Source organism: Methylobacterium sp. 37f (assembly GCF_023093475.1).
In the GTDB taxonomy this organism is placed as follows: domain Bacteria; phylum Pseudomonadota; class Alphaproteobacteria; order Rhizobiales; family Beijerinckiaceae; genus Methylobacterium.
The window spans coordinates 42,921-64,059 of the sequence record NZ_JAGHKN010000020.1 but is presented as its reverse complement, the minus strand read 5'-3'; the positions used below and the strand labels follow the sequence as shown (position 1 = coordinate 64,059).

At 67.8% G+C, this 21,139-nt stretch carries 19 protein-coding genes; 13 read left to right on the top strand and 6 right to left on the bottom strand.

Annotation, left to right across the window (positions count from 1 at the left end):
* The first annotated feature begins 14 nt into the window (after positions 1-14).
* From J7U37_RS14895 to J7U37_RS14875, 5 genes are all read left to right on the top strand, one after another.
* Entirely contained in the window at positions 15-1,649 is a 1,635-nt protein-coding gene (locus J7U37_RS14895) for an AarF/UbiB family protein (RefSeq protein WP_056183618.1), read from the top strand.
* 213 nt (positions 1,650-1,862) lie between these two features.
* A complete protein-coding gene (locus tag J7U37_RS14890; RefSeq protein WP_247636223.1) occupies positions 1,863-4,970 on the top strand; it encodes a transglycosylase domain-containing protein in 3,108 nt (1,035 codons plus the stop codon).
* 158 nt (positions 4,971-5,128) lie between these two features.
* The gene (locus tag J7U37_RS14885) at positions 5,129-5,554 is read left to right on the top strand and encodes an RES family NAD+ phosphorylase (protein WP_247636233.1); all 426 of its coding nucleotides are present in this window, start codon (positions 5,129-5,131) and stop codon (positions 5,552-5,554) included.
* A 309-nt stretch (positions 5,555-5,863) separates the two neighbouring features.
* A complete protein-coding gene (locus J7U37_RS14880; RefSeq protein ID WP_247636222.1) occupies positions 5,864-6,925 on the top strand; it encodes a hypothetical protein in 1,062 nt (353 codons plus the stop codon).
* A gap of 73 nt (positions 6,926-6,998) precedes the next feature.
* Complete coding sequence (locus tag J7U37_RS14875) at positions 6,999-7,718, top strand: SH3 domain-containing protein (protein ID WP_247636221.1); 720 nt, start codon at positions 6,999-7,001, stop codon at positions 7,716-7,718.
* Positions 7,719-7,849: 131 nt separating this feature from the next.
* On the opposite strand, the gene J7U37_RS14870 is transcribed toward J7U37_RS14875, so the two are convergent.
* Positions 7,850-8,065 carry a hypothetical protein gene (locus J7U37_RS14870; protein WP_247636220.1) on the bottom strand — a complete coding sequence of 72 codons (216 nt, stop codon included), beginning with the start codon at positions 8,063-8,065 and terminating at the stop codon, positions 7,850-7,852.
* Positions 8,066-8,311: 246 nt separating this feature from the next.
* On the opposite strand from J7U37_RS14870, the gene J7U37_RS14865 reads away from it, so the two are divergent.
* From J7U37_RS14865 to J7U37_RS14840, 6 genes are all read left to right on the top strand, one after another.
* Complete coding sequence (locus tag J7U37_RS14865; protein ID WP_056183609.1) at positions 8,312-8,560, top strand: hypothetical protein; 249 nt, start codon at positions 8,312-8,314, stop codon at positions 8,558-8,560.
* Between the two features lie 328 nt (positions 8,561-8,888).
* Positions 8,889-9,698 (top strand): Crp/Fnr family transcriptional regulator, encoded by an 810-nt coding sequence (locus J7U37_RS14860; RefSeq protein ID WP_056487588.1) that lies wholly within the window; start codon positions 8,889-8,891, stop codon positions 9,696-9,698.
* A 42-nt stretch (positions 9,699-9,740) separates the two neighbouring features.
* Entirely contained in the window at positions 9,741-12,068 is a 2,328-nt protein-coding gene (locus tag J7U37_RS14855; RefSeq protein ID WP_247636219.1) for a PAS domain S-box protein, read from the top strand.
* Between the two features lie 88 nt (positions 12,069-12,156).
* On the top strand, positions 12,157-12,978 hold the full coding sequence (locus J7U37_RS14850) for a heme ABC transporter permease (protein ID WP_056183605.1): 822 nt from the start codon (positions 12,157-12,159) through the stop codon (positions 12,976-12,978).
* A 63-nt stretch (positions 12,979-13,041) separates the two neighbouring features.
* Entirely contained in the window at positions 13,042-13,218 is a 177-nt protein-coding gene (gene ccmD / locus J7U37_RS14845; protein ID WP_247636218.1) for a heme exporter protein CcmD, read from the top strand.
* Positions 13,215-13,826, top strand: coding sequence for a DsbE family thiol:disulfide interchange protein (locus J7U37_RS14840; protein WP_247636217.1), 612 nt, complete (start codon positions 13,215-13,217; stop codon positions 13,824-13,826). Before ccmD ends, J7U37_RS14840 begins: the two co-directional genes overlap by 4 nt.
* A 37-nt stretch (positions 13,827-13,863) precedes the next feature.
* Here the strand turns inward: J7U37_RS14840 and J7U37_RS14835 are convergent, their stop codons facing one another.
* A complete protein-coding gene (locus J7U37_RS14835) occupies positions 13,864-14,580 on the bottom strand; it encodes a Crp/Fnr family transcriptional regulator (protein ID WP_247636216.1) in 717 nt (238 codons plus the stop codon).
* A 699-nt stretch (positions 14,581-15,279) separates the two neighbouring features.
* On the opposite strand from J7U37_RS14835, the gene J7U37_RS14830 reads away from it, so the two are divergent.
* Entirely contained in the window at positions 15,280-15,996 is a 717-nt protein-coding gene (locus tag J7U37_RS14830; protein ID WP_247636215.1) for a Crp/Fnr family transcriptional regulator, read from the top strand.
* A 9-nt stretch (positions 15,997-16,005) separates the two neighbouring features.
* On the opposite strand, the gene J7U37_RS14825 is transcribed toward J7U37_RS14830, so the two are convergent.
* Positions 16,006-16,623, bottom strand: a complete 618-nt coding sequence (locus tag J7U37_RS14825; protein WP_247636214.1) for a septation protein A — start codon at positions 16,621-16,623, stop codon at positions 16,006-16,008.
* 58 nt (positions 16,624-16,681) lie between these two features.
* Positions 16,682-18,157, bottom strand: a complete 1,476-nt coding sequence (gene ftsY / locus J7U37_RS14820; RefSeq protein ID WP_247636213.1) for a signal recognition particle-docking protein FtsY — start codon at positions 18,155-18,157, stop codon at positions 16,682-16,684.
* A gap of 41 nt (positions 18,158-18,198) precedes the next feature.
* Here ftsY and J7U37_RS14815 point away from each other — a divergent pair, with 41 nt between their 5' ends.
* Positions 18,199-18,900: an RluA family pseudouridine synthase gene (locus tag J7U37_RS14815; protein ID WP_056183595.1), complete on the top strand. Its 702-nt coding sequence runs from the start codon at positions 18,199-18,201 to the stop codon at positions 18,898-18,900.
* Between the two features lie 36 nt (positions 18,901-18,936).
* Here J7U37_RS14815 and mtaB read toward each other — a convergent pair whose 3' ends face one another.
* Positions 18,937-20,196: a tRNA (N(6)-L-threonylcarbamoyladenosine(37)-C(2))-methylthiotransferase MtaB gene (gene mtaB / locus J7U37_RS14810; RefSeq protein ID WP_247636212.1), complete on the bottom strand. Its 1,260-nt coding sequence runs from the start codon at positions 20,194-20,196 to the stop codon at positions 18,937-18,939.
* Between the two features lies 1 nt (position 20,197).
* Entirely contained in the window at positions 20,198-21,091 is an 894-nt protein-coding gene (gene dapF, locus J7U37_RS14805) for a diaminopimelate epimerase (RefSeq protein ID WP_056183591.1), read from the bottom strand.
* Positions 21,092-21,139 lie beyond the last annotated feature (48 nt).

The following is a 21,139-nucleotide window of genomic DNA, read 5'->3' as shown; positions in this document are numbered from 1 at the left end:
GGTCCCTTGCGCACATGCTGAAAACCGCCTTCGTCGCCGCACGGGACCGGCAGCGCCTCGGGGAGATCGCGTCCGTCCTCATCGGATTCGGTGTCACCAAGGTGGTCGAGCGCCTGGGCCTCGCCCAGGTCGCGCGGCTGGCCAAGCGCCGGACGCCGCAGGTCGACATCGCCCGCCTGTCGCAGCCCCAGCGGGTGCGCCGGGCGATCGAGACCCTGGGGCCGACCTTCGTCAAGCTCGGCCAGATCCTGGCGAGCCGGCCCGACCTCCTGACCCCGGAATGGACCGAGGAGCTGGAGAAGCTTCACAGTCAGGTTTCGCCGATCCCGTGGGAGCGCATCCGGCCCCAGCTCGAGGAGGACCTCGGCGGCCCGGCCTCGGAGATCTTCGCCGAGTTCGACACCACGCCGCTCGCCGCCGCCTCCATCGCGCAGGTCTACCGCGCCCGCCTGCAGACCGGCGAGGAAGTGGTGGTGAAGGTGCTGCGCCCCGGCCTGCGCAAGATCATCGAGGCGGACCTGCGCCTGATGGGCCACGCCACCCGCATCGTCGTGGACGAGTGGCCGGAATTCGGGCGCTACCAGCCCCAGGAACAGATGCGCCATCTGGCCAGCGGCCTCTACGGCGAACTCGATCTGATCAACGAGGCGCGCAACTGCGAGACCATCGCGGCGATCTTCGCCGACCGCGACGATATCGTGGTGCCCAAGATCCACTGGGAATGGACCTCCGAGCGCGTGCTGGTGCAGGAATTCGTGCACGGCATCCCACCCAACGACCATCCCCGGCTCGACGCGGCGGGCTACGACAAGGTGCTGCTGGCCCAGAAGGGCACCGACGCCTTCCTGCAGATGGCCCTGATCGAGGGCGTGTTCCACGCCGATCCGCATCCCGGCAACATGCTGATCATGCCGGACAACCGGATCGGCTTCATCGATTTCGGCATCATCGGGCGCCTGTCCCAGCGCCGCCGGACCCAGCTCCTGATGCTGATCGGCGCCATGCTCAAGGAGGATTCCGACGGGCTGATGGCCGTGCTCCTCGACTGGAGCGGCTCGAGCAACCCGGACCTGACCAAGCTCGAGGCCTCGTCGCAGGCCTTCGTGGCGCGCCACACCGGCGCCTCCCTCGATTTCGGCGCCCTGCTCACCGACTTCATGACCATGGCGCGCGAGAACGACCTCGCCATGCCCACCGATCTGGCCATCCTGTTCAAGGGCCTGGTCACCGCCGACGGCGTGATGCGCCAGCTCGACCCCGGCTTCGACCTGTTCTCGGCCGCCGGACCGACCGTGAAGCGCAAGCTCGCCTCGCAGTTCTCGATCAAGGGCATCACCCGCAAGGTCGAGGCGGTGGGGGCCGGCCTGTTCGGCGCCGCCTCCGAGCTGCCGACCCTGATTCACCTCATGCTGGTGCGCCTGAAGCAGGGCCGCGTCACCGTCGAGATCGAGCTGAAGGGCATCGAGAAGCTGACCCGCGGCATCGAGCGCGCCGCCGCCCGCATCGCGGTGGCGCTCATCGTCGCCGCCTTCGCGACGCAGCTCGCCCCGCGCTTCATGGACCTCGGCACCCCGGCCTTCATCACCGTCGGCGCGGTGGTCTGCGTGATCGGCATCGGCTGGCTCGTGCTGCTGGGGCGCAACAAGTAGGGGCTGGGCACTCACGCCTGCCGGCGGACTGGGACGGTCCCGGCCGATTGCGGGGACGGGACGGCGATCGCCTCGGATGCCGGCATCCGCTCGCGTCCACCATCTTAAATCAGCCGCGTTGTGCGGTGCATCTGCCGCGCTGGCGCCGGCGGTCTCGCTTCGGACCGTGCGGCCGTTGTGCGACACGACCCAACCTCCGGTAGCCCGGCCCGCATGAACATCATTCTGATCAAGCTGTTTGCGACGGCGCTGACGCTCAGTCAGGTCACGACGCGGCCGGATTCGGTGAAGACGCAGTTCGATCCGGTGGCCGACAAGGCCCAGGTGGTGCAGATCCTGCGCGACGGCTGCGCCCACATGCGCAAGGCCTTCGACATCGAGGACATCAACCTCGACGAACTGATCTCCACCGCCATGGAGGACCCGTCCGCCGTGGCCGGTGAGAGCGCGCCCAAAATCCTGCACGGCCTCGACATCGGCGAACTGAACGTCAGCTACCGCCAGTTCTGCAAGGGCGAGACACCCAAGGATTCGCCCTTCGATGCGGCCGAGGTCATCGCCTTCTACAACAAGGCGGTGGCGGACCTGCCCTCGGCCGAGGCCCTGAAGGAGCGCAAGCTTCCCGGCGCGTCCCTGATCCTCGACGGATCGGGCAAGCGCTACGCCGAGGCCTTCGAGGCCAATGGCCGGCGTCTCAGCGTGCCGATCGCCGAGGTGCCCGCGATGGTCCGACAAGCCTTCGTGGCGGCCGAGGACAAGCGCTTCGAGAGCCACAAGGGCATCGACGAGCGCGGCGTGATCCGCGCCTTCATCGGCAATCTCGCCTCCCCCGGGCGCCCGGCCGGCGGCTCCACCATCACCCAGCAGGTGGTCAAGAACCTCTCGGTCGGCGACGACGTCACCTACGAGCGCAAGATCCGCGAGATGATCGTGGCCTCCCGCTTGGAGCATATCCTGGGCAAGCCGCAGATCCTCGAACTCTACCTCAACGGCATCTATCTCGGTCGCGGCGCCTACGGCATCGAGATGGCGGCGCGCAGCTACTTCGGCAAATCGGTGGGCCAGCTCACCGTGCCGGAGGCCGCGCTCCTCGCCGGCATGCCCAAGGGCCCGAACTTCTACAGCCCCGACAAGTACCCCGACCGGGCGCGCGAGCGCCGGGCCTACGTGCTGGCGCGGATGAAGGAGGAGGGCGTCATCACCGAGGCGCAGCTCGGCGAGGCCGCCAATGCGCCCCTCGGCCTCAAGCCGATCGAGGCGGCCCGGCGCGATTCGGGCTTCTACTTCGTCGATCACCTGGCCCGCGAGGTGCGGACCTTCGCGGGGGTGGAGTCGCTCACCGCCGCCAGCCACGTGGTGCGCTCCACCATCAATGCCGGCCTCCAGACCGCCACCGAGACGGCGCTGCAGGAGGGGCTCGCCACCTACGAGCGATCGACCGGCCGCGCCCGCTACGAGGGGCCGGAACTCAACCTCGCCGAGGCCGTGCGCAAGCTCGAAGGTGCGGCCCCGGCCGCCGAGGCCTCGCCCCTCGGCGTACCGTTGCTCGTCGGCGATGCGGCCAAGCCCGCGCCGGCTCCGAAAACCCGGGCCGAGCGCAAGGTCGCGGCCGCTGCCGAGAAGGCCGCCCCCAGGGTCGAACGTCCGAAACCGGCCTGGCAACGGGCGCTGGAGACGGCCAGGCCCGCGCTCTACGATGTGCACTGGCCGCTGGCGGTGGTGCTCGAGACCGGGCGCGGCGGCAGCGCCAAGGTCGGCCTCGCCGACGGACGCACCGCGAGCCTGGAGCCCGGCCCGGCCCGCGGCAAGCTTCAGCCCTACGACGTGGTGCGGATGAAGCTGCGCGATCCGAACGCGAAGGCACTCCGGGCCGACCTGCGGGTCCGCCCGAGCGTTCAGGGCGCCGCCCTGGTGCTGGAGAACCGCACCGGGCGCATCCTCGCCATGGCGGGTGGCTTCTCCTACCCGCTGAGCCAGCTCAACCGCGTCACCCAGACCGTGCGCCAGCCGGGCTCGACCCTGAAGCCCTTGACCTATCTGGCCGCGCTCAACGCCGGCCTGCAGCCCAACACCCTGGTGCTCGATTCCGCCATCACCCTGCCGCCCATCGGCGGAATCGGCGACTCGTGGTCGCCCAAGAACTACGAGGGCATGGGCGCCGGGGCCACGACGCTGCGGCGCGGCCTCGAATTCTCGAAGAACCTCGTCACCGCACGCCTGCTCCAGGGCGGCATCGCCGACAAGGCCCCGGCCAGCCTGCAAAAGGTCTGCGACCTCGCCCTGGAGGCGCAGATCTACGCCGAATGCGAGCGCTATTATCCCTTCGTGCTCGGGGCGCAGCCGGTGCGCATGGTGGATCTGGCCGCGTTCTACGCGGCGGTGGCCAACGAGGGTGCCCGGCCGGCGCCCTACGCGCTGGAATCGGTCGAGCGCGACGGCAAGGCGCTCTACACCCGCGAGACCCGGGCGCCGACGCGCATCGCCTCGGCGGACCGGGTGGCGTTCTACCAGCTCAAGACCATGCTGCAGGGGGTGACCAACCACGGCACCGCCGCGGCCCTGGCCCGGTTCTCCGCGTCGATCGCCGGCAAGACCGGAACCTCTGAGAACGAGAACGACGCCTGGTTCGCGGGCTTCACCAACGAGATCACCATCGTGGTCTGGGTCGGCTACGACAACGCCGACGGCACCCGCAAGACCCTGGGGCGCGGCCAGACCGGCGGACACCTCGCGGTGCCGATCGCCGGCACCATCCTGCAGGCGGCCTGGGCCAACGGCGTGCCGCGCACCCCCCTCGCCCCGCCCTCGCCGGAGGCGCAGCAATCGCTCGCCGACGCCAGCATCGATCCGCGCAGCGGCGAGCGGGTCGCGGGCGGCGGCTTCCAGGAGCATTTCCGGATCAAGGACGGCCGCATGGCCGACACCCAGTACAAGCTGCTGCCGCGCGAGACCCGCACCGCCATGCGACCCGACCCGGAGGACGGCGATCTCGGCCCCGAAGAGGACGCCCCCGATGTGGCGGGCGGATTGTTCGGCGGCCTCGATGGAGGCAGACGGGCGCAGCCCGATGATGAGCGACGTCGGGTGCAGCCCGATTACGATCGGCCGCAGGCACCCGCCGACTACGATCGGCGCCGGGCGCAGTCCGAAGCGGATCTGCTCGATCCCTACGGCCAGCGCCGCAACCGCCGGGCGCAATCCGAGACCTACCAGCCCTGGCCGGGCACCCAGCGCTCGCCCTTCGGCGACGACGAGGAGGTCAGGCCGCGCCAGCGCCGCCGCGATCCCGATTACCTGTTCGGCGACGAGCCGCGCTTCTAACGTTTGTCAGGGATCCGTTGTCATCCTCCGAGTCTTGCCCCGAGTCGTTCCGGCCTGAGTCGTCCCGGCCCGAGTCGTCACAGCCCGAGTCGTCCCAGCCCGAGTTCCGCCCGACCCCTGGCGGTCTCGGCTCGGTCGCGGGCACTTTCTATCGTGCGGTGGCGCCGGCTCATGTCGGGGCGGCGCTGTCCGGGTCACAGAGGGCGGGACGATATTCGCGGCCGGATCAGCGCACGCTGTATCTCAGCGCATCGCGGGCCGGGATCGATGCGGCGATGCGCGCCCACACCACGGCGACGGACCCGGAAAAATCCGTTCTCACCCTGTGGGTTCAGGCCGATGCCGTCTTCGATCTGCGCGACCCGGATGCCGCCCAACGCGTCCGGACGATGGCCGGCGAGCCGTTCGGCGACTGGCAGCAGGACCTTGCCGAAGGTCGCGCGCCGTCGTCCTGGCGCGCCCGCGACTGGATCGCCGCCCAGGGCGCGCAGGGCCTGATCGATCCGTCGCGCAAGGCGCCGGGCCTGTGGCACCTCGTCCTGTTTCACTGGAACGTCCCGGGCGCGCCGCAGGTGCGCTTGTGACCGGTCGGCCGGGTGCGAAAGCCGGCCCGACGCGACGGATCGCGTGCCGGCGCCGGACTCCACACCCCTCCTTTGATTCGACGGCATTCCCACGTCTCGCGGGCTGCGCCGGTCCCGCCTCCTGGAAGGAGAGGGACAGTGTGAGCTGTGCGGATTGTCCGGAGAAGGCGCACACCCGGAGGTGAGCGCCATCACACGGTCTCTCGGCGAAGTTAGTCTCGTCAAAGTCGTGTGAATCCAGTAGCCCCCGACTTCTGAGGCCCCGACGTGAACAGGCAAGTTTTGGACAGGCACCTTTCGCATGGGCGAATGCCCGCAACCCTTCTCCTGGCCCTCGCCCTGACGGGCGCCGGCACCCTGCGCCCGGCCATGGCCCAGGAGGGCATGAAGCTGCAGGCGCCCGCGAGCCCGGCGGGTAGCGAGCGGATCAAGGACGTGCCCGCCATCGAGGCGGCCGGCGTGACCAGCCTGAAGCCCGGCACCATCCTGTTCACCGACCATCGCGACGATCCGACCAAGCCCGAGAACGGCCTCGTGCCCTACCTCGACTGGGGCAAGCTCCGTCCCGGCGAGCGGGCGGCGCTGGCGCCGCATCCGGGCTACGTCGAGCCCGACTACATGCAGACCCTCAACGGCGTCGCCAAGCGCCGGCACGAGACCCTGAAGGTCTACGTGGCGCAGGGGCGCTTCGTGGTGGCGAAGGCCCCGGAGAGTATCGACCTCGCCGCCTACGCCACCCTCGGCTTCGTCGCCAAGATGGACCCGGTGATCAAGCACAAGGCCCTCAACCCCGCCGACGCGACGCCGAACAAGGACCCGGCCGCCGCCTTCGCCAAACGGCCCGACCGGCCCTGGTGCGAGGCCGGCACCACCTGCATCGAGTCGCGCTACGATCTCGAAGGCAAGCTGCCCCTCGGCGTGAAGCTCGCCAACCGCCTGGAGGACGGAGCCTCGAAGAAGATCGCCGAGTTCGTCTCGTTCCAGAGCGAATTGCGCACCCTGCCCCCGGCGGAGACCGCGACTCTGGCCAGCCTCACGAAGATCGACACGCAGGTGACCGGCGGGCTGGAGCAGACGATCTTCTGGGTCAACCAGATCCTCCGCTTCGGCAAGTTCCTGGCGGTGTTCCAGCCGATGCCGGGCGATCCGGGCAAGACCGTGGTGACCACCTACGTGGCGCTGGCGATCAAGGGCGACGTCCTCGACCGCAAGCAGGAATACGCGCGCGTGCCGGTGCTCAAGAACCTGCTGCCGGCACAGGTGCTGATGGGCAACTCGTCCTTCAACACCGGCGCCTCGATCAGCGCCGGCCTGCCGACCTACGCCCGCAACCGCATGATCGCCTTCGCGGACGCACTGGCAAAGAACTGAGCGGTCGATCGCGTCACTTGAGACTCACCTAAGGTTGCAAGATCATCGTCCAGGTTAAATCTGGGAGGTGACCGTGGCGATCATACGCGAAGACACGAAGGGTAAGATCCGAGACCTGCCGATCCACGACACGCTCCGGACGGTCCTGACCAAGGCCGCCAACGCGGTCGATATTGCCGTCGTGCGGGTGACGTCTGGTGGCCAATGTCACAAGGGCACCTGCACCAAGCGGACGGGATCGACGCGCCATGACGGCGGCTACGCGGCCGACCTTCAGTTGCTCGTCGATGGTCAGCGCGCCCTCGACTTCACCAAACCGGACGACCTTGCGGTCGTCTCGGCGTTCGTGACGGCCGCCGCCGCCCTCGGAGCGACAGGGAGCGGTGCGGCAGTCGATTATACGGGCTCGACGACGCTGCATGTGGGCTTTGGGACCTCGCCGAAGGATCGGTCCCGGCTGGTCTGGGGGGCGGGTGGCGCCTCCGCCCATGCCCCGGGCTGGCTTCAGAAGGCCGCTCAGAAGGGGTGGCACTCCCCCAAGATCGCCGCGGCTCAAGAGGTCGAACCGGCGATCGGTCCGTTCGTCGTGGCCGCACGCGACGGCCTCAATCTTCGGGGAGCGCCCAGGTTCGAGGCCCCGATCCTATCCGTACTTGACGCTGGCGCAGTGGTCACCGTCTTCGCGTTCGACGGAGTCCTTGGCGACTGGGCACGGATCGACGTTCAGGGCGATGGCCTCTTCGACGGTCACGTCCACAGGGCCTTCCTCAAACCGATCGGACCCTTGCAATAGACGGAAGAGGATTTCGGCGCAGACCCTGATGGGTTTGGCGAGGAGGCGGATGAGCCGGATGCCGGCGAAGCCTGATCGCCGAGGCGTCGGTCTCACCCAGCCCCCCGGGAGGGGTGAGACTGGCCTTCGCCTCAGTTTCCGCGATTGGCGATCGAGGGCATCGACGGCTGGGTGTATTGGCGGTTGACGTCGCGGCGGGTCTGGGTGCCGTTGGTGTTGCTGGACTGGCGATAGTTGCTGGCGTCGAAGGCGTCGGAGACGCCGCCGCGCCCGCTCGGGCTGTCGCTGTTGCAGGCGCAGAGGCCGCCCAGGAGGGTGGTGGCGAGGACGAGGGGGGCGAGGCGCATCGGTGGAGATCCTGGTGGGAAAGCGGTCTCCGTGGTGCTGCCCGGCCCGCATCCCCGTCAAGCCGGCGGCCGCTCGACAGGGCCAAAGCCTAACGAATCGTCTCAGGTTCCTGCCGCACTGATGTCGCCGCGACACGAAAACGCTCACCACCTCGGCAAGGAAGCGGCCGAATGGGGGGTGAACGTGTGGAATCCGAGGGCCGTCAGGCTGGCGCTTTGGCCAGGAACACGCGAGACATAGCGTCGATGAGCAACGTGGTCCCCTTCCTCCGACGCCCCCCCGCTCCCGCGGTCGTGGTCACCGACGTGGTGGCCGTCGCCGACGATCTCTTCGCGCTCCTCGAGCAGTTGGAGATCGTGAGCGCCCGGGCCGCTGCCATGGGGCGCCCGGCCCGCGAGGTCGAGCGCACGGTCCAGAACCTCCTCGACGCCGTCACGGCGGTCGAGCGCGCCCTCGACTGCATCGGCGAGGGCGACGAGGCCGGCCAAGCCTGATCGGGACTTGGTCGAGGCTTGGTCGAAGCCTGTCGGTTGGCCTGAACCTTTTTGGTTCAGCCCGCGTCGAAGCGCGACGACCGATCCGACCTCGGTTGCGGCTGCCAAGACTGCGTGTGTCAAGATTGCGCGTCGGCGTCGGAAGCCGAGACTTCCCAGACCTGCACGACACCGGCATCCGATGCTTGGACGGCCTCAAACAGGTCTTTCCGCGCAGGTTCCCATCAAAACGACAAAATTGTCTCAGCTAGGGTCTACTTACAGACAGACGGATGCGACGGCTGTGCGCTAGAGGCCGGAGAGACATACGGTGAACACAGCGCGTCGCATGAGTCCGGCCCTCGATCCTCTCACGGGCAATCTTCTCCTCGACGGCCTGCGGCCCGAGGATCGTGCGCTCCTCGAACCTCACCTGACGCTGTCGCGGCGCGAGCGGGGCCAGTCCCTGTTCGAGGTCGGCAGCGACGTCACCGCCATCGCATTCCCATGTCGTCAGGCGGTGGTCACCCTCATCGTCGCCATGCGCGACGGCCGGAGCGCAGAGGTCGCCACGGTGGGCCGCGAGGGGGCCGTCGGCGCCATCGTCAGCAGCGGCTTCCTGCCGGCCTCGACCAGCGCCGTGGTGCAGATCGGCGGCCCGATCTTGCACCTCGACGCCCTGCGCCTCCAGGAGGCCAAGCGACAATCCCCGGCCCTGCGCAACCTGTTCACCCGCTACGGCGACTGCCTGCTCGCCCAGGTTCTACAATCGGTGGCCTGCAACGCCCTTCACCCGATCGAGGCGCGCTGCCTGCGCTGGCTCCTGACCCTGCAGGACCGCATCGGCACCAACGTCCTGCCGGTCACGCACGAACTCCTCGCCACCATGCTGGGCGTGCAGCGAACCTATCTCACCCGCATCCTGCACGCGCTGCAGCGTCAGGGTCTGATCGAGGTCGGCCGCGGCCGCATCACGGTGCAGAGCCGGGTGCTCGCGGAGAGCGCCGCCTGCGAATGCCACGGCGTCGTCCGTCGCCACTACGAGACCGTGCTGGGCGCGGTCTACGACCCCGGGGGGATTCTGGTCGCGGTGGAACCGCCGCCCGGCCAGCGCGAAACCGATCCGCACCGGGAATTCGCGACCCCGGAACCGGCCTGACCCCTCCCCGCCTCGAGATCCCGAATCCCCACCCCTTTCCCGATGAAGAAGCGCGCTGTTCCCACGCTGCCCGGCCAGCCCCCGGAGGGGCCGTCCCCGACCAACTGGGGCGGTCTCCTGCCCGGCGCACTCGACCGCGCCGACGAGACGCTGTGTCTCAGACTGGCGGTCGAGTCGGCCGGCATCGGCATCTTCGATCACGACCTAGCCACGCAGAGCCTCCACTGGGACGCCGGGATCCGGGACCTGTTCGGCTTGGGAGCGGAGGACCCCGTCACCTATCGGGAGACCTTCCTGAACGCGCTGGCCCCCGAGGATCGTGCGGCCGTGGAGTCGGCGATGCGGGGTGCCCTCGACCCGGACGGTGCCGGGACGTTCGACTGCGAGTTCCGTGTCGCGACCTCGACGCGACCGCTTTGGATATCGGCGCGCGGCCGACGCGTCCCGGGGGCCGACCGATCGGTCCGTCTCGTCGGCACGATGCGCGACATCACCGATGCCAAACGCGCCGAAATCGCGCTGCGCACCACCGAGGAGCGCTACCGTCTCGCCGCCCGCGCCACCAACGACGCGATCTGGGACTGGGATCTCGCCACCGACACCGTCCAGTGGAACGAGGCGCTGACCACCGCCTACGGCTGGGCGCCGGATCAGATCGAGCCCACCGGCGCCTGGTGGCTCGGCCGCCTTCATCCCGACGACCGCGCCGCTGTCGAAGCCGACATCCGGGCCGCCATCGCGGGCGGCGCCGAGGCCTGGAACCACGATTACCGCTTCTTGCGCGCCGACGGCACCTACGCCGACGTGCTCGACCGCGGCTACGTCGTCCGCGACGCGGCCGGCCAGCCGATCCGGATGATCGGAGCGATGCTCGACCTGACCGCGCGCAACCGCGCCGCCGCCCAGTTCCGGGCTGTGTTCCAGGGCGCCAATATCGGAATCGTCCAGTTCGATCCCCGCACCGTCCGCGCCTTCGCGGTCAATGCCAAGCTCTGCGAGATCTGGGGCGCGCCGGAATCCGAGATCCTCGGGCAGTCCCTCGCGCGCTGGACGCCACCGGAGGACGACGACGCCCGGGTCGCCCTGCACGAGCGCCTCTCCACCGGTCAGACCCTGCAACTCCGCCTGGAGAAGCGCTACCGTCGCATGGACGGAACCATCATCTGGGCACGGGTCAACCTCGTGTCCCAGCGCCTCGGCGACGATGTCCACGCCACCGCGATGATCGAGGACATCACCGAGGAGAAGCGGGCCGATGCCCGCCGCGAGGCCCTGATCGCGCTCAGCGACCGCCTGCGTGAGATGCAGACCCACGCCGACGTGGTGACGACCACGGCCGAGAGCCTGGGCCGCACGCTCGGCGTCACCCGCGCCGGTTACGCCCAGGTCGATCCCGGCGGTCAGATCGCCGCGTTCAATCCCGACTGGACCGCCGAGGCGCAGGACGATCCGACCCGTGCCCTTGGCCTGCCGACGCCGTCCCGGTCGACCCTGGCCGCGAGCATCGAGCGTCTGGCGCGGGGCGACGTCATCAGTGTCGGCGACATCGTGGCGACGCCGGATCGCGTCGACGATCCAGAGGGCTATGCCCGGCTCGGCATGCGTGCCGTGATCAAGGTGCCGGTTCTCCGGCGCGGCCGTCTGGTGGGTATCCTCTACGTCCTCGACCGGCAGGTCCGCGACTGGAGTGCGGGAGAGATCACTTTCGCGCGCGAGGTGGCCGAGCGCGCCTGGGGCGGCCTGACCCGGATCGAGGCCGACGAGCAGCAGCGCACCCTCAACCGGGAACTCAGCCATCGTCTCAAGAACACTCTGGCCATGGTCCAGGCGATCGCCTCGCAGACCCTGCGCAACGTCACCGACATGGATGCGGCCAAGGAGGCGCTGGCCGCCCGCCTCATCGCCCTGGGCAAGGCGCACGACATCCTGCTCGCCGGGGTACATGAGAGCGCCGACATGGAGGCGGTGATGCGCGGTGCGCTCGCGATCCACGATGACCGTCAGCCCGGGCGTTTCGACTTTGTGGGCCCTTCGATTCTGCTCGGATCGAAGGCAGCCCTGTCGCTGGCGCTGATGCTGCACGAACTGGCCACCAACGCAGCCAAGTACGGTGCTCTTTCGCTCCCCGACGGTCGAGTCAGCCTCGCCTGGACGATCGAGGAGGCGGATGGTGGCCCAACCGTTCGATTGGCCTGGTCGGAAGTGAACGGGCCACGGGTGACGCCACCCCTGCAGAAGGGTTTCGGCTCGCGCCTGATCGAGCGCGGCCTCGTCGGTGCCGTCGGCGGCACCATCAGCCTCGACTATGCGCCTGCGGGCTTGATCTGCTGCGTGGTGGCACCGCTGGCTGGCTTCCAGGCGAATGGGTAAGCACGCGGACAGACCGAGGCGGGACGGGCCGCCTGCGCGTAACCCCCACATTGCCGCCGCACCGCACCCTGGGGTAGAGGGCGCAACCATGTGGAATCGCCTCGCTCATCCCGGTCACTTCCTGCGCTGGACGCAACCCGTGATGCCCTGGCTCGCCGGGGTCTCAGGATTGCTCCTGATCGTCGGTCTGTCGCTCACGTGGTTCGTCGTCCCGCCCGATTATCAGCAGGGCGAGACCGTGCGGATCATGTACATCCACGTGCCGGCAGCCTGGCTCGGCGTCTTCTTCTACGGCGCGATGGCAGTGTCCGCGATTGGAACCCTGGTCTGGCGCCACCCTCTGGCGGATGTGGCCCAGCGCGCTGCGGCGCCGATCGGGGCGGCGTTCACCCTCATCTGTCTCGTGACGGGGTCTCTCTGGGGCAAGCCCATGTGGGGCACCTATTGGGTCTGGGATGCGCGTCTGACCTCGATGCTCGTGCTGTTCCTGATCTATTGCGGGATCATTGCGCTTTGGCGGACGATCGAGGATCCGAACCGGGCTGCACGCGCGATCGCCATTCTCACCCTGGTCGGTGCTGTGAATCTGCCGATCATCAAATTCTCGGTGAATTGGTGGTCGACGCTTCACCAGCCCGCATCGATCATGCGCATGGGTGGCTCATCGATCGATCCGAGCATGCTCTATCCCCTGCTCGAAATGATTTTGGCCTTCACGGTGCTCGGGGTGACCCTGCACCTCTCTGCCATGCGCACCGAGATCCTGCGCCGCCGGGTTCGTGCCCTGACCCTGCGCGAGGCGGAGCAGCTTGATGCGGGGATGTCCACCGGAACCGCCGCCTCGGTCGCGCCTGGACGCAGCATTCCCCTGAGTCAGGCGCCAGTCGGGCGCGTGGCGCAAGGCCTGTGAGGACGGCGCAGGTCCTCACGAACAGGTCGGATTTCCTGCAACGCTGATGGTGAAGTTTCGATCATGAACGTTGGACCGCATGCCGGTTACATTTTCGCCGCCTATGCCTTCACGGCTCTGGTGATCGGCACCTTGATTTCGCGCGCTCGACGGGATCACACTGCCCAGAAGCGGGCCCTTGCGCGTTTTCAGGATGGGTCGCAGGGGGGATCGCAGGACGGGGCGGGAGTGCGCCCATGAGCCCGATCGACCCTGCCACGCATCGGGCGGAGCCCGCGCGCCGCTCGCTTTTGGTGATCCTGCCCCTCGTCACCTTCGCGGTCCTGGCCGCGATCTTTTTCCTGCGTCTGCGCTCGGGCGCGGACCCCGCAGCGATTCCGTCCGCGTTGATCGGTAAGCCGGCCCCGGAATTCGTTCTTCCCGGTCTGCCGGGTCTGGCCACCAACGGAGCTTCAATCCCCGGCGTGTCTCGCGCCGACCTTCTGGGCAACGTTACCGTCGTCAATTTCTGGGCATCCTGGTGCGCCCCCTGTCAGGTCGAGCACCCGCAACTGATGCGGCTCGCACGCGAGCCGGGCGTGCGCCTGGTGGGCATCGCCTACAAGGATACGCCCGAGAACGGCCGCCGCTTCCTGACCCGGAATGGCATACCGTTCCAGGCCGTGGGGTTGGATACGGAAGGGCGCACTGGGATCGATTTCGGCGTCTATGGCGTGCCCGAGACGTTCATCATCGGGCCTGACGGCACGATCCGTGACAAACTCGTGGGCATCCTCACACCGGAGAGTTATGCCGGCGTGCTCGACAAGATCCGGGCCGCCGGAACTGCGCCGGCGCCGTCTCGCTGACCCGATAGAGCCGCGGACGAATCGGGCACCGGAACGCTCAGCGTCCAGTGCGGATCAGGCGCCCATATTCGATCTCCGGCACGCCGTAGCTGTCTCCCGCCGCGGTCTTCAGCTTCTCCCGATCCAAGACCTGGATGTGCGAGCGCCGGGCCTTGATCATGCCGCCCCCCTCGAGGCTGTGGATCGCCGTCGTGACGCCTGGCCGCCGCACGCCGAGCATCGTCGAGAGGAATTCATGGGTAACGGGAAACTCGTCCCCATCGACCCGATCGTGGCACATCAGCAGCCAGCGCGCGAGGCGCTCCTCCAGGGTATGGCTGCCGTTGGAGAGCGCCGTGCCGGCGGTCTGCATATGGGCCACGTAGGCGTAGTTCGCGAAGGTGCGTCGCAGGTTCGGCCGTTCCTCGATCAGGGTCCGGAAGCTTGTGGCATCGATCCGCAAGGCCTCGCCCTCGATCTGCACGAAGGTCTCATGCGGTGTTCGGTCGACATCGAGCAGTAACGGGACCCCGACCATACCCTCGCGTCCGGTGATGCATACCTCGATCCGGCGCCCTTCCGGAGTGGCGGCAATCTCCGAGGCGATCCCGGCTTCCAGGAAATACACGTGGGTGATCGTCTTGTTGCCGGCGATCAGGATATCCCGCCGGCCGAGCATCACGCTCTCGGCGACAGCCTGAACGGCCCCATAATCATCACCACCCAGGATGCTGAGGAGCTGGTTTCGGACATATCGCTGAGACGGCACCGGCATGAAACGTAGCGGCTCGATAGAGCAGCCATCGAACGTTTTGCTGCTCGGGAGGAGGGATGGATGTCCCTCATAGCTGGATCGGGGTGTGAAGGAACCGCACAGTCCGGGGTCTGTACTATGTCGTACAATCTCTGGCTCTGGACCTTGTCTGCGCTGGGGCCACACAGTCCGCTATCGTACGTGAAAACAGAGACATCCGTGTCGGATCTCACCTGCTCTTTCAGCGAGCGCGAAGGAGTCGTCCTCTCCTGAAGCGCGGCGCTTCAGGTCGTGCGCCTCCCCGATGTCGGCGTCGCGTTTCGCGATCTGGTTCCGCTCATGGTCCGAGCCCACAAGCCCCTTGTCCGTCGCTTTATAAGCCCGGGTCACGTCTACTGCTGAAGGCCATCACCGTTGTGGCCGTGACTACCAAGTCTCACCGAAAGCCGGCACACAATCCCCGCGAGTGAACTTGCGGAGAAGCTGTGGCCGGCGATCGCGGCGAAAAATCGATAAAAATCGATAATACTTAGGCTATTTCGATCTTACGGTTGTAACTAATCTTGTAATATCGAGGTTTTTCTGAAATCGGACAAAAATATAAGTCCACGTTCTCTTCCCTGTGTTAAATCCGTGTGCCATGTCCACTGCGTTGCCTGAAATGAATTCAGGTTGCGGGTGACCTTGCGTTTGCACTCCCGCCTATTGAGTGCCGGAGTTGTGACGTCCTTCATCGTTCAATCTGAGGTCCGTAATCGCCTCCTTCGCGCATTGCCGCCGCTTGAGTTCGAGCGTCTTCGATCGCATTTCGTCCGGTGCTCGCTCGATCAAGGTGCCGTCCTTGAGGCACCTGGTGTCACGATCCGCGCTGCGCATTTCCCAGAACCGGGAATGATCTCCGTCGTCGCGCACGGCGCGGATGGAACACAGGCGGAGGCTGGCATCGTCGGGCCGGAGGGCATGACTGGCATCACCCTGCTGAACGGCGTCGATGCCTCGCCCCATACGGCCCTGGTTCAGGTGCCGTGCCGAGCCCTGCGGATCGAAGCGGATGTCCTCCGGGGCGTGCTGGCTGAGAGCCGGCCCCTGCATGATTACCTGTTGCGGTATGCCCAGGCCTTCGCGGTGCAGCTGGCTCAGGCCGGTCTCTGCAATGCCCATTTCACTATCGAGCAACGCCTCGCGCGCTGGCTTCTGATGTGCCACGACCGTGCCGATCGTGAAGATCTGCCGCTGACCCACGAGATGCTCTCGCTGATGCTCGGCGTGCGACGGGCGGGGGTGACCACCGGTCTGCGCGTGCTCGAACTCACCGGGGCCCTGAAGACACGGCGCGGCGGCGTCGACATCAGGGATCGCACCGCGCTGCTGGAGATTGCCGGGGCCTCCTATGGGGTTCCCGAGCTCGAATATACCCGAATCCTGGGAATCCCCTGACGGGTCCGGTCAGATCGGGTCTGCGCCGGGCTCCTTGCGCTCGTAGCGCATCAAGAGGGGCGTCTGGGCCAATGCGAAGACAATGGTCAGCGGCATGATGCCGAACACCTTGAAGCTCACCCAGAAATCCTCCGTCTGGGTTCGCCACACTACCTCGTTCAGGACCGCCAGTACCAGGAAGAATACGCCCCATCGGAAGGTGAGCTTGCGCCAACCGTCCTCGGTCAGGGTGAACATCGAATCGAGCACGACCGACAGCAGGGATTTTCCGAACGCGAGACCGCCGAGCAGCACGAGACCGAACAGCGTGTTCACGATGGTGGGCTTCATCATAATGAAGGTCTTGTCCTGCAGCGCCAGAGTCAGGCCGCCGAACACCACCACCACGACGCCCGAGACGAGCGGCATGATGGGAAGCCTCCGCATCAACGCGTAGTGGATTGCCAGCGCCACCACGGTCGCGGCGATGAAGACCCCGGTGGCCACGAACAGCTTCTGGTCGGGGTGAACGCCGAGGCGCTCGGCATAGGCATTGCCGAAGAAGAAGATCATCAGCGGCCCAAGCTCGAGCGCGAGCTTGAGCAGGGGCGGAAGGTGGCGGCGCGGGGGAATGGCTTCGATCTGCATGGTGTCCATATCTATAGCAGTCCCGGCCGTTGCGGGCTGTGACGTGGCGCTCGGTCGCCTAAATGGCGTCGAGCCCGGCAATGGCGCGGGCGAAATCCCGGGCTTCGAAGGGCTCGAGGTCCTCAACGCCCTCGCCGACCCCGATGAAGTGGACGGGAAGGCCGAACTTGGCCGCGAGCGCGACCAGGATGCCGCCGCGCGCGGTGCCGTCGAGCTTCGTCATGACGAGGCCTGTGACGTTGGCGGCCTTCGAGAACAGCTCGACCTGGCTTAGCGCGTTCTGACCCACGGTGGCGTCGAGGACGAGGAGGACGGCGTGGGGGGCCTCCGGGTCGATCTTGCGGATCACCCGCAGGATTTTCTCCAGTTCCGCCATCAGGCCGGCCTTGTTCTGGAGCCGTCCGGCGGTGTCGATCAGCAGTACGTCGGTGCCCTGTGCCCTGGCAGCCTCATAGGCATCGAAGGCGAGACCTGCCGCGTCCGCGCCCTGGGCCCTGGCGATCACGGGGGTCTGCGTGCGCTGCCCCCAGACCTTGAGCTGCTCGATCGCCGCGGCCCGGAACGTGTCGCCCGCGGCCAACATGAGGGAATGACCTTCCGCCTTCAGCTTCATCGCGAGCTTGCCGATGGTGGTGGTCTTGCCGGCTCCATTGACCCCGATCATCAGGATCACGAAGGGCTTCTTCGTGGTGTCGATGCTGAACGGGATGGCCACGGGGGTGAGCGCCCGCTCGACTTCGGTCGCGAGGATCTCGCGCACCGCATCCGGTGAGATGCCCTTCTCGTAACGGCCCTTGCCCACGGCCTCGGAGATCCGCATGGCGGTCTCGATACCGAAATCAGCCTGGATCAGGGCGTCTTCCAGTTCTTCCAGCGTATCGGCATCGAGCTTGCGCTTGGTGAACAGGCCGGTCACGCGCTCGGTCAGCGCGGAGGACGTGCGCTTCATGCCTCCGGTCAAGCGGCTCCACCACCCGCGCTTGGGCTCCTCCGCAGCCGCGTCCGGCTCGGGCATGAAGATCTGGGCCGCGACTTCCGGCTCAAGCTTCAGATCCGGTACCTGCACTGGCTCGGACGGAAGGTCCGGTGCCTGCGCGGGCTCGGGTGCAAACGCCTGGGTCGTCGTATCGGCGGCCTCGGCACCCCGGTTCGGGTCGTCACCGGCCGTACCGGCGGGGGGACGCTCCTCGGCACCCTCCACCGGCTGCAGATCGGCTCCTTCGAGTTCGTCAGGCACCGCGTTCTTGTCCGGCGTCCCTGTGCCGGGCTCGCCCGGCGGCGGTGGCACGTGGGACACATCCGTCGCGGCGGTGGCGAAGTCCGGCTGTCCTTCGGAGAACGAGGCTGGGGATTCGGGTGGGGGGGCTACGGGTGCGACGACAGGCTCAGGCACCGGTTGTGGAGCGGGCGCCAGAGTCCCTGCCGAAGGCGGCTTCGGGTCCGGCGGCTGAACTGGTACCGGTGCCGGACGCGGCTCCTCCTTGGTGCCGAACATCTTGCGCAGCAGCCAGCCCGGCCTCTTGTCTTCGCTCATTCCCGCTTGCTCCCCGGACCCGGCATGGTTAGCGCAGGGCCATGTCCCCAGCCGATGCCCTCGTAACAGACATAGGCGCGCGCCTCCTCTACCGCGATGCCCTGGTGCTCGTCATCGACAAGCCGGCGGGTTTGCCCGTTCATCCCGGGCCGAAGGGGGGCGAAACCCTCACCGACCATCTCGATGCCCTGCGCTTCGGCCTGCCCCGACGGCCTGAGGCCGCGCATCGGCTCGACCGAGACACCTCCGGCTGCCTCGCGCTCGGACGCCACGCCAAGGCGCTGGCGCGCCTGAACAAGCTGTTCGCCGCGAGCGGCACCGTCGAGAAGACCTACTGGGCCCTCGTGGAGGGAGGGCCATCCGACCAGTCGGGTACGATTGATCTGCCACTTGCACGCCGCTCCGACGATCCGCGCTCCTGGTGGATGAAAGCCGATCCGGCGGGCGATCCTTCCCTGACGCGCTACACCGTTCTGGGGCGCGGCGATGGCCTGACCTGGCTCGCCCTCTCGCCGGTCACCGGCCGGACGCATCAGCTTCGCGTCCATTGCGCGGCGATGGGCTATCCGATCCTCGGTGACCCGATCTATGGCGCCGGCCCCCGCAGCGGCGGTCCCGGGCTGCAGCTGCATGCCCGGGCCCTGCGCCTTCCGCTATACCCGAAGAAGCCGCCGATCACGGTGGAAGCGCCGGTGCCCGGGCCTATGCGCTCGAGGCTGGAGACGTGCGGCTACGCGCAGTGAGCGGCGGCGCCTGACTGGGGCATCGACGCTCAGCCTTCAGGACGCGATGAGCACCCGTCCGTCGTGCCCCGTGATCGTCACATCGAGAAACCGGCCCGCCGGTGTGTCGGACGACAGGCGGACGGGGGTAAACCCCTCGGTCCGCGCGATCCCACCGCGCTCGGTGAGCACCCGGTGGGTGCGCCCGACCTCGCTGGCGAGATGGACCGCCAGGGCGGCTGCGCCTGCCTCTCGCAGGCGGGCCGCGCGCTCCCGGACGATGTCATCCGGCACCGGCGGCATTCGGGCCGCCGGTGTCCCGGGGCGGGCCGAGTACGGAAAGACGTGCAGATGGGTCAGCCCGCACGCGTCCACGAGGTCGAGGGAGCGGGCGAACTGTGCTTCGGTTTCGGTCGGAAAGCCCGCGATCAGGTCAGCGCCGAACACCGCTCCCGGCCGTAATCGCCGCACGGCGTCGCAGAACCGGATAGCGTCGGCACGGGCGTGGCGACGCTTCATCCGCTTCAGGATGAGGTCGTCGCCGGCCTGAAGGGAGAGGTGGAAATGCGGCATCAGCCGCGCTTCGCCCGCAATCGCCTCCATCAGCGCATCATCGACCTCGATGGAATCGATGGAGGAGAGACGGAGCCGGCCGAGATCCGGGACCTGTGCGAGGATAGCCTGAACCAGTCGGCCCAGGCTTGGGGGTGCGTCGAGGTCTCGGCCATAGGCCGTGAGATCAACGCCGGTGAGCACCACTTCGCGGCCGCCGGCCGCGACGATGCGGACGACTTGGTCGATGACGTCGGAGATCGGGACGGAGCGCGAGTTTCCGCGCCCGAAAGGAATGATGCAGAAGGTGCAGCGATGGTCGCAGCCGTTCTGGACGGGCACGAAGGCGCGGGTCTGCCCGGCAATGCCGGCGATCCGGGTGGAGTTCGCCCGGCGCACCGACATGATGTCGTCGACCTCGATCCGTTCCGTCGAAGTCCGTTCCGCCGGCCACGCAAGTAAGCCCCAGGTCTCGGCGCGACTCTTCGCATCGTTGCCGACGAGACGTGCGACCTCGGGCATCGCCGCGTAGGCGGCGGTCTCGACTTGCGCGCCGCAGCCGGTGACAATGATCTCCGCGCCGGGACGCTCGCGGGCGAGGCGGCGAATGGCCTTTCGCGATTGGCGCCCGGCTTCGGCCGTCACCGCGCAGGTGTTGACGATGACGAGGTCGCGGTGCATCGCAGCCGCCTCCGCATGCTCGCGCATCACCTGCGATTCGACGGTGTTGAGGCGGCATCCGAAGGTCAGGGTTTCCACCGCCATGTCAGGCGGCGTCCACGTGCGAAAACAGCTCGGGCGGGAAGGTGCCGTCCCATTCGAGAGCCACGGGTCCGGTCATCAGGACGTGATCATCGGCGCGCCACTCGATGACTAGGTCGCCGCCCGGCAGGCTTACTGTGGCGCCGCGGCCGATCATGCGCAGGCGTGAAGCCGCCACCACGGTGGCGCAGGCGGCCGTGCCGCAGGCGAGCGTCAACCCGGCCCCGCGCTCCCAGACCCGCAGCTTGATCCGGTCCGACCCGCGGACCTGCGCCACCGAGATGTTGGCCCGCTCCGGGAAGATGGGGTGGTTCTCCAGCATCGGGCCGATGCGGGCGAGATCGTAGCTGTCGGGGTCGTGCTCCACGAAGAAGATCGCGTGCGGGTTGCCCATGTTGACGACGCTCGGCGAGTGTAGGACCGGATCGTCGATCGGCCCGATCTGCAGCTCGATCCGCCGCGTATCCTGGAACGGTTCGGCGAGCGGGATCTCGTTCCAGGCCAGTTTCGGCCGACCCATGTCGACGGTAAAGGAGCGCTCGGCAACGCGCTTGACGCCCACCAACCCGCCCTGCGTCTCCAGGAGCAGCCGACCGCTCTCCGCCGGGCGCGCCATGGCCGGATCATCGAACATGGCGTAGGCGACGCAGCGGGTGCCATTGCCGCAGGCACCGGATTCCGATCCGTCCGTGTTGTAGATGCGCAGGGACGCGTCTGTGCCGGGGGTGCGGGCATCATGGATGACCATGAGCTGATCGAAGGCCGATCGTGGATGCTCCGCGATCGCGCGCGCCTCCCCGGGAGCGACCTGCGTGGAGGCTCCGCGCAGATCCAGCACCACGATCCGGTTGCCGGCTCCGTGCATCTTCAGGAACCGTCGATGGGCGAGCTCGCTCATGCCGCCTAGTCTCTTTCGTCTGTCTTCCGGTGTGTTCAACGCCCCAGG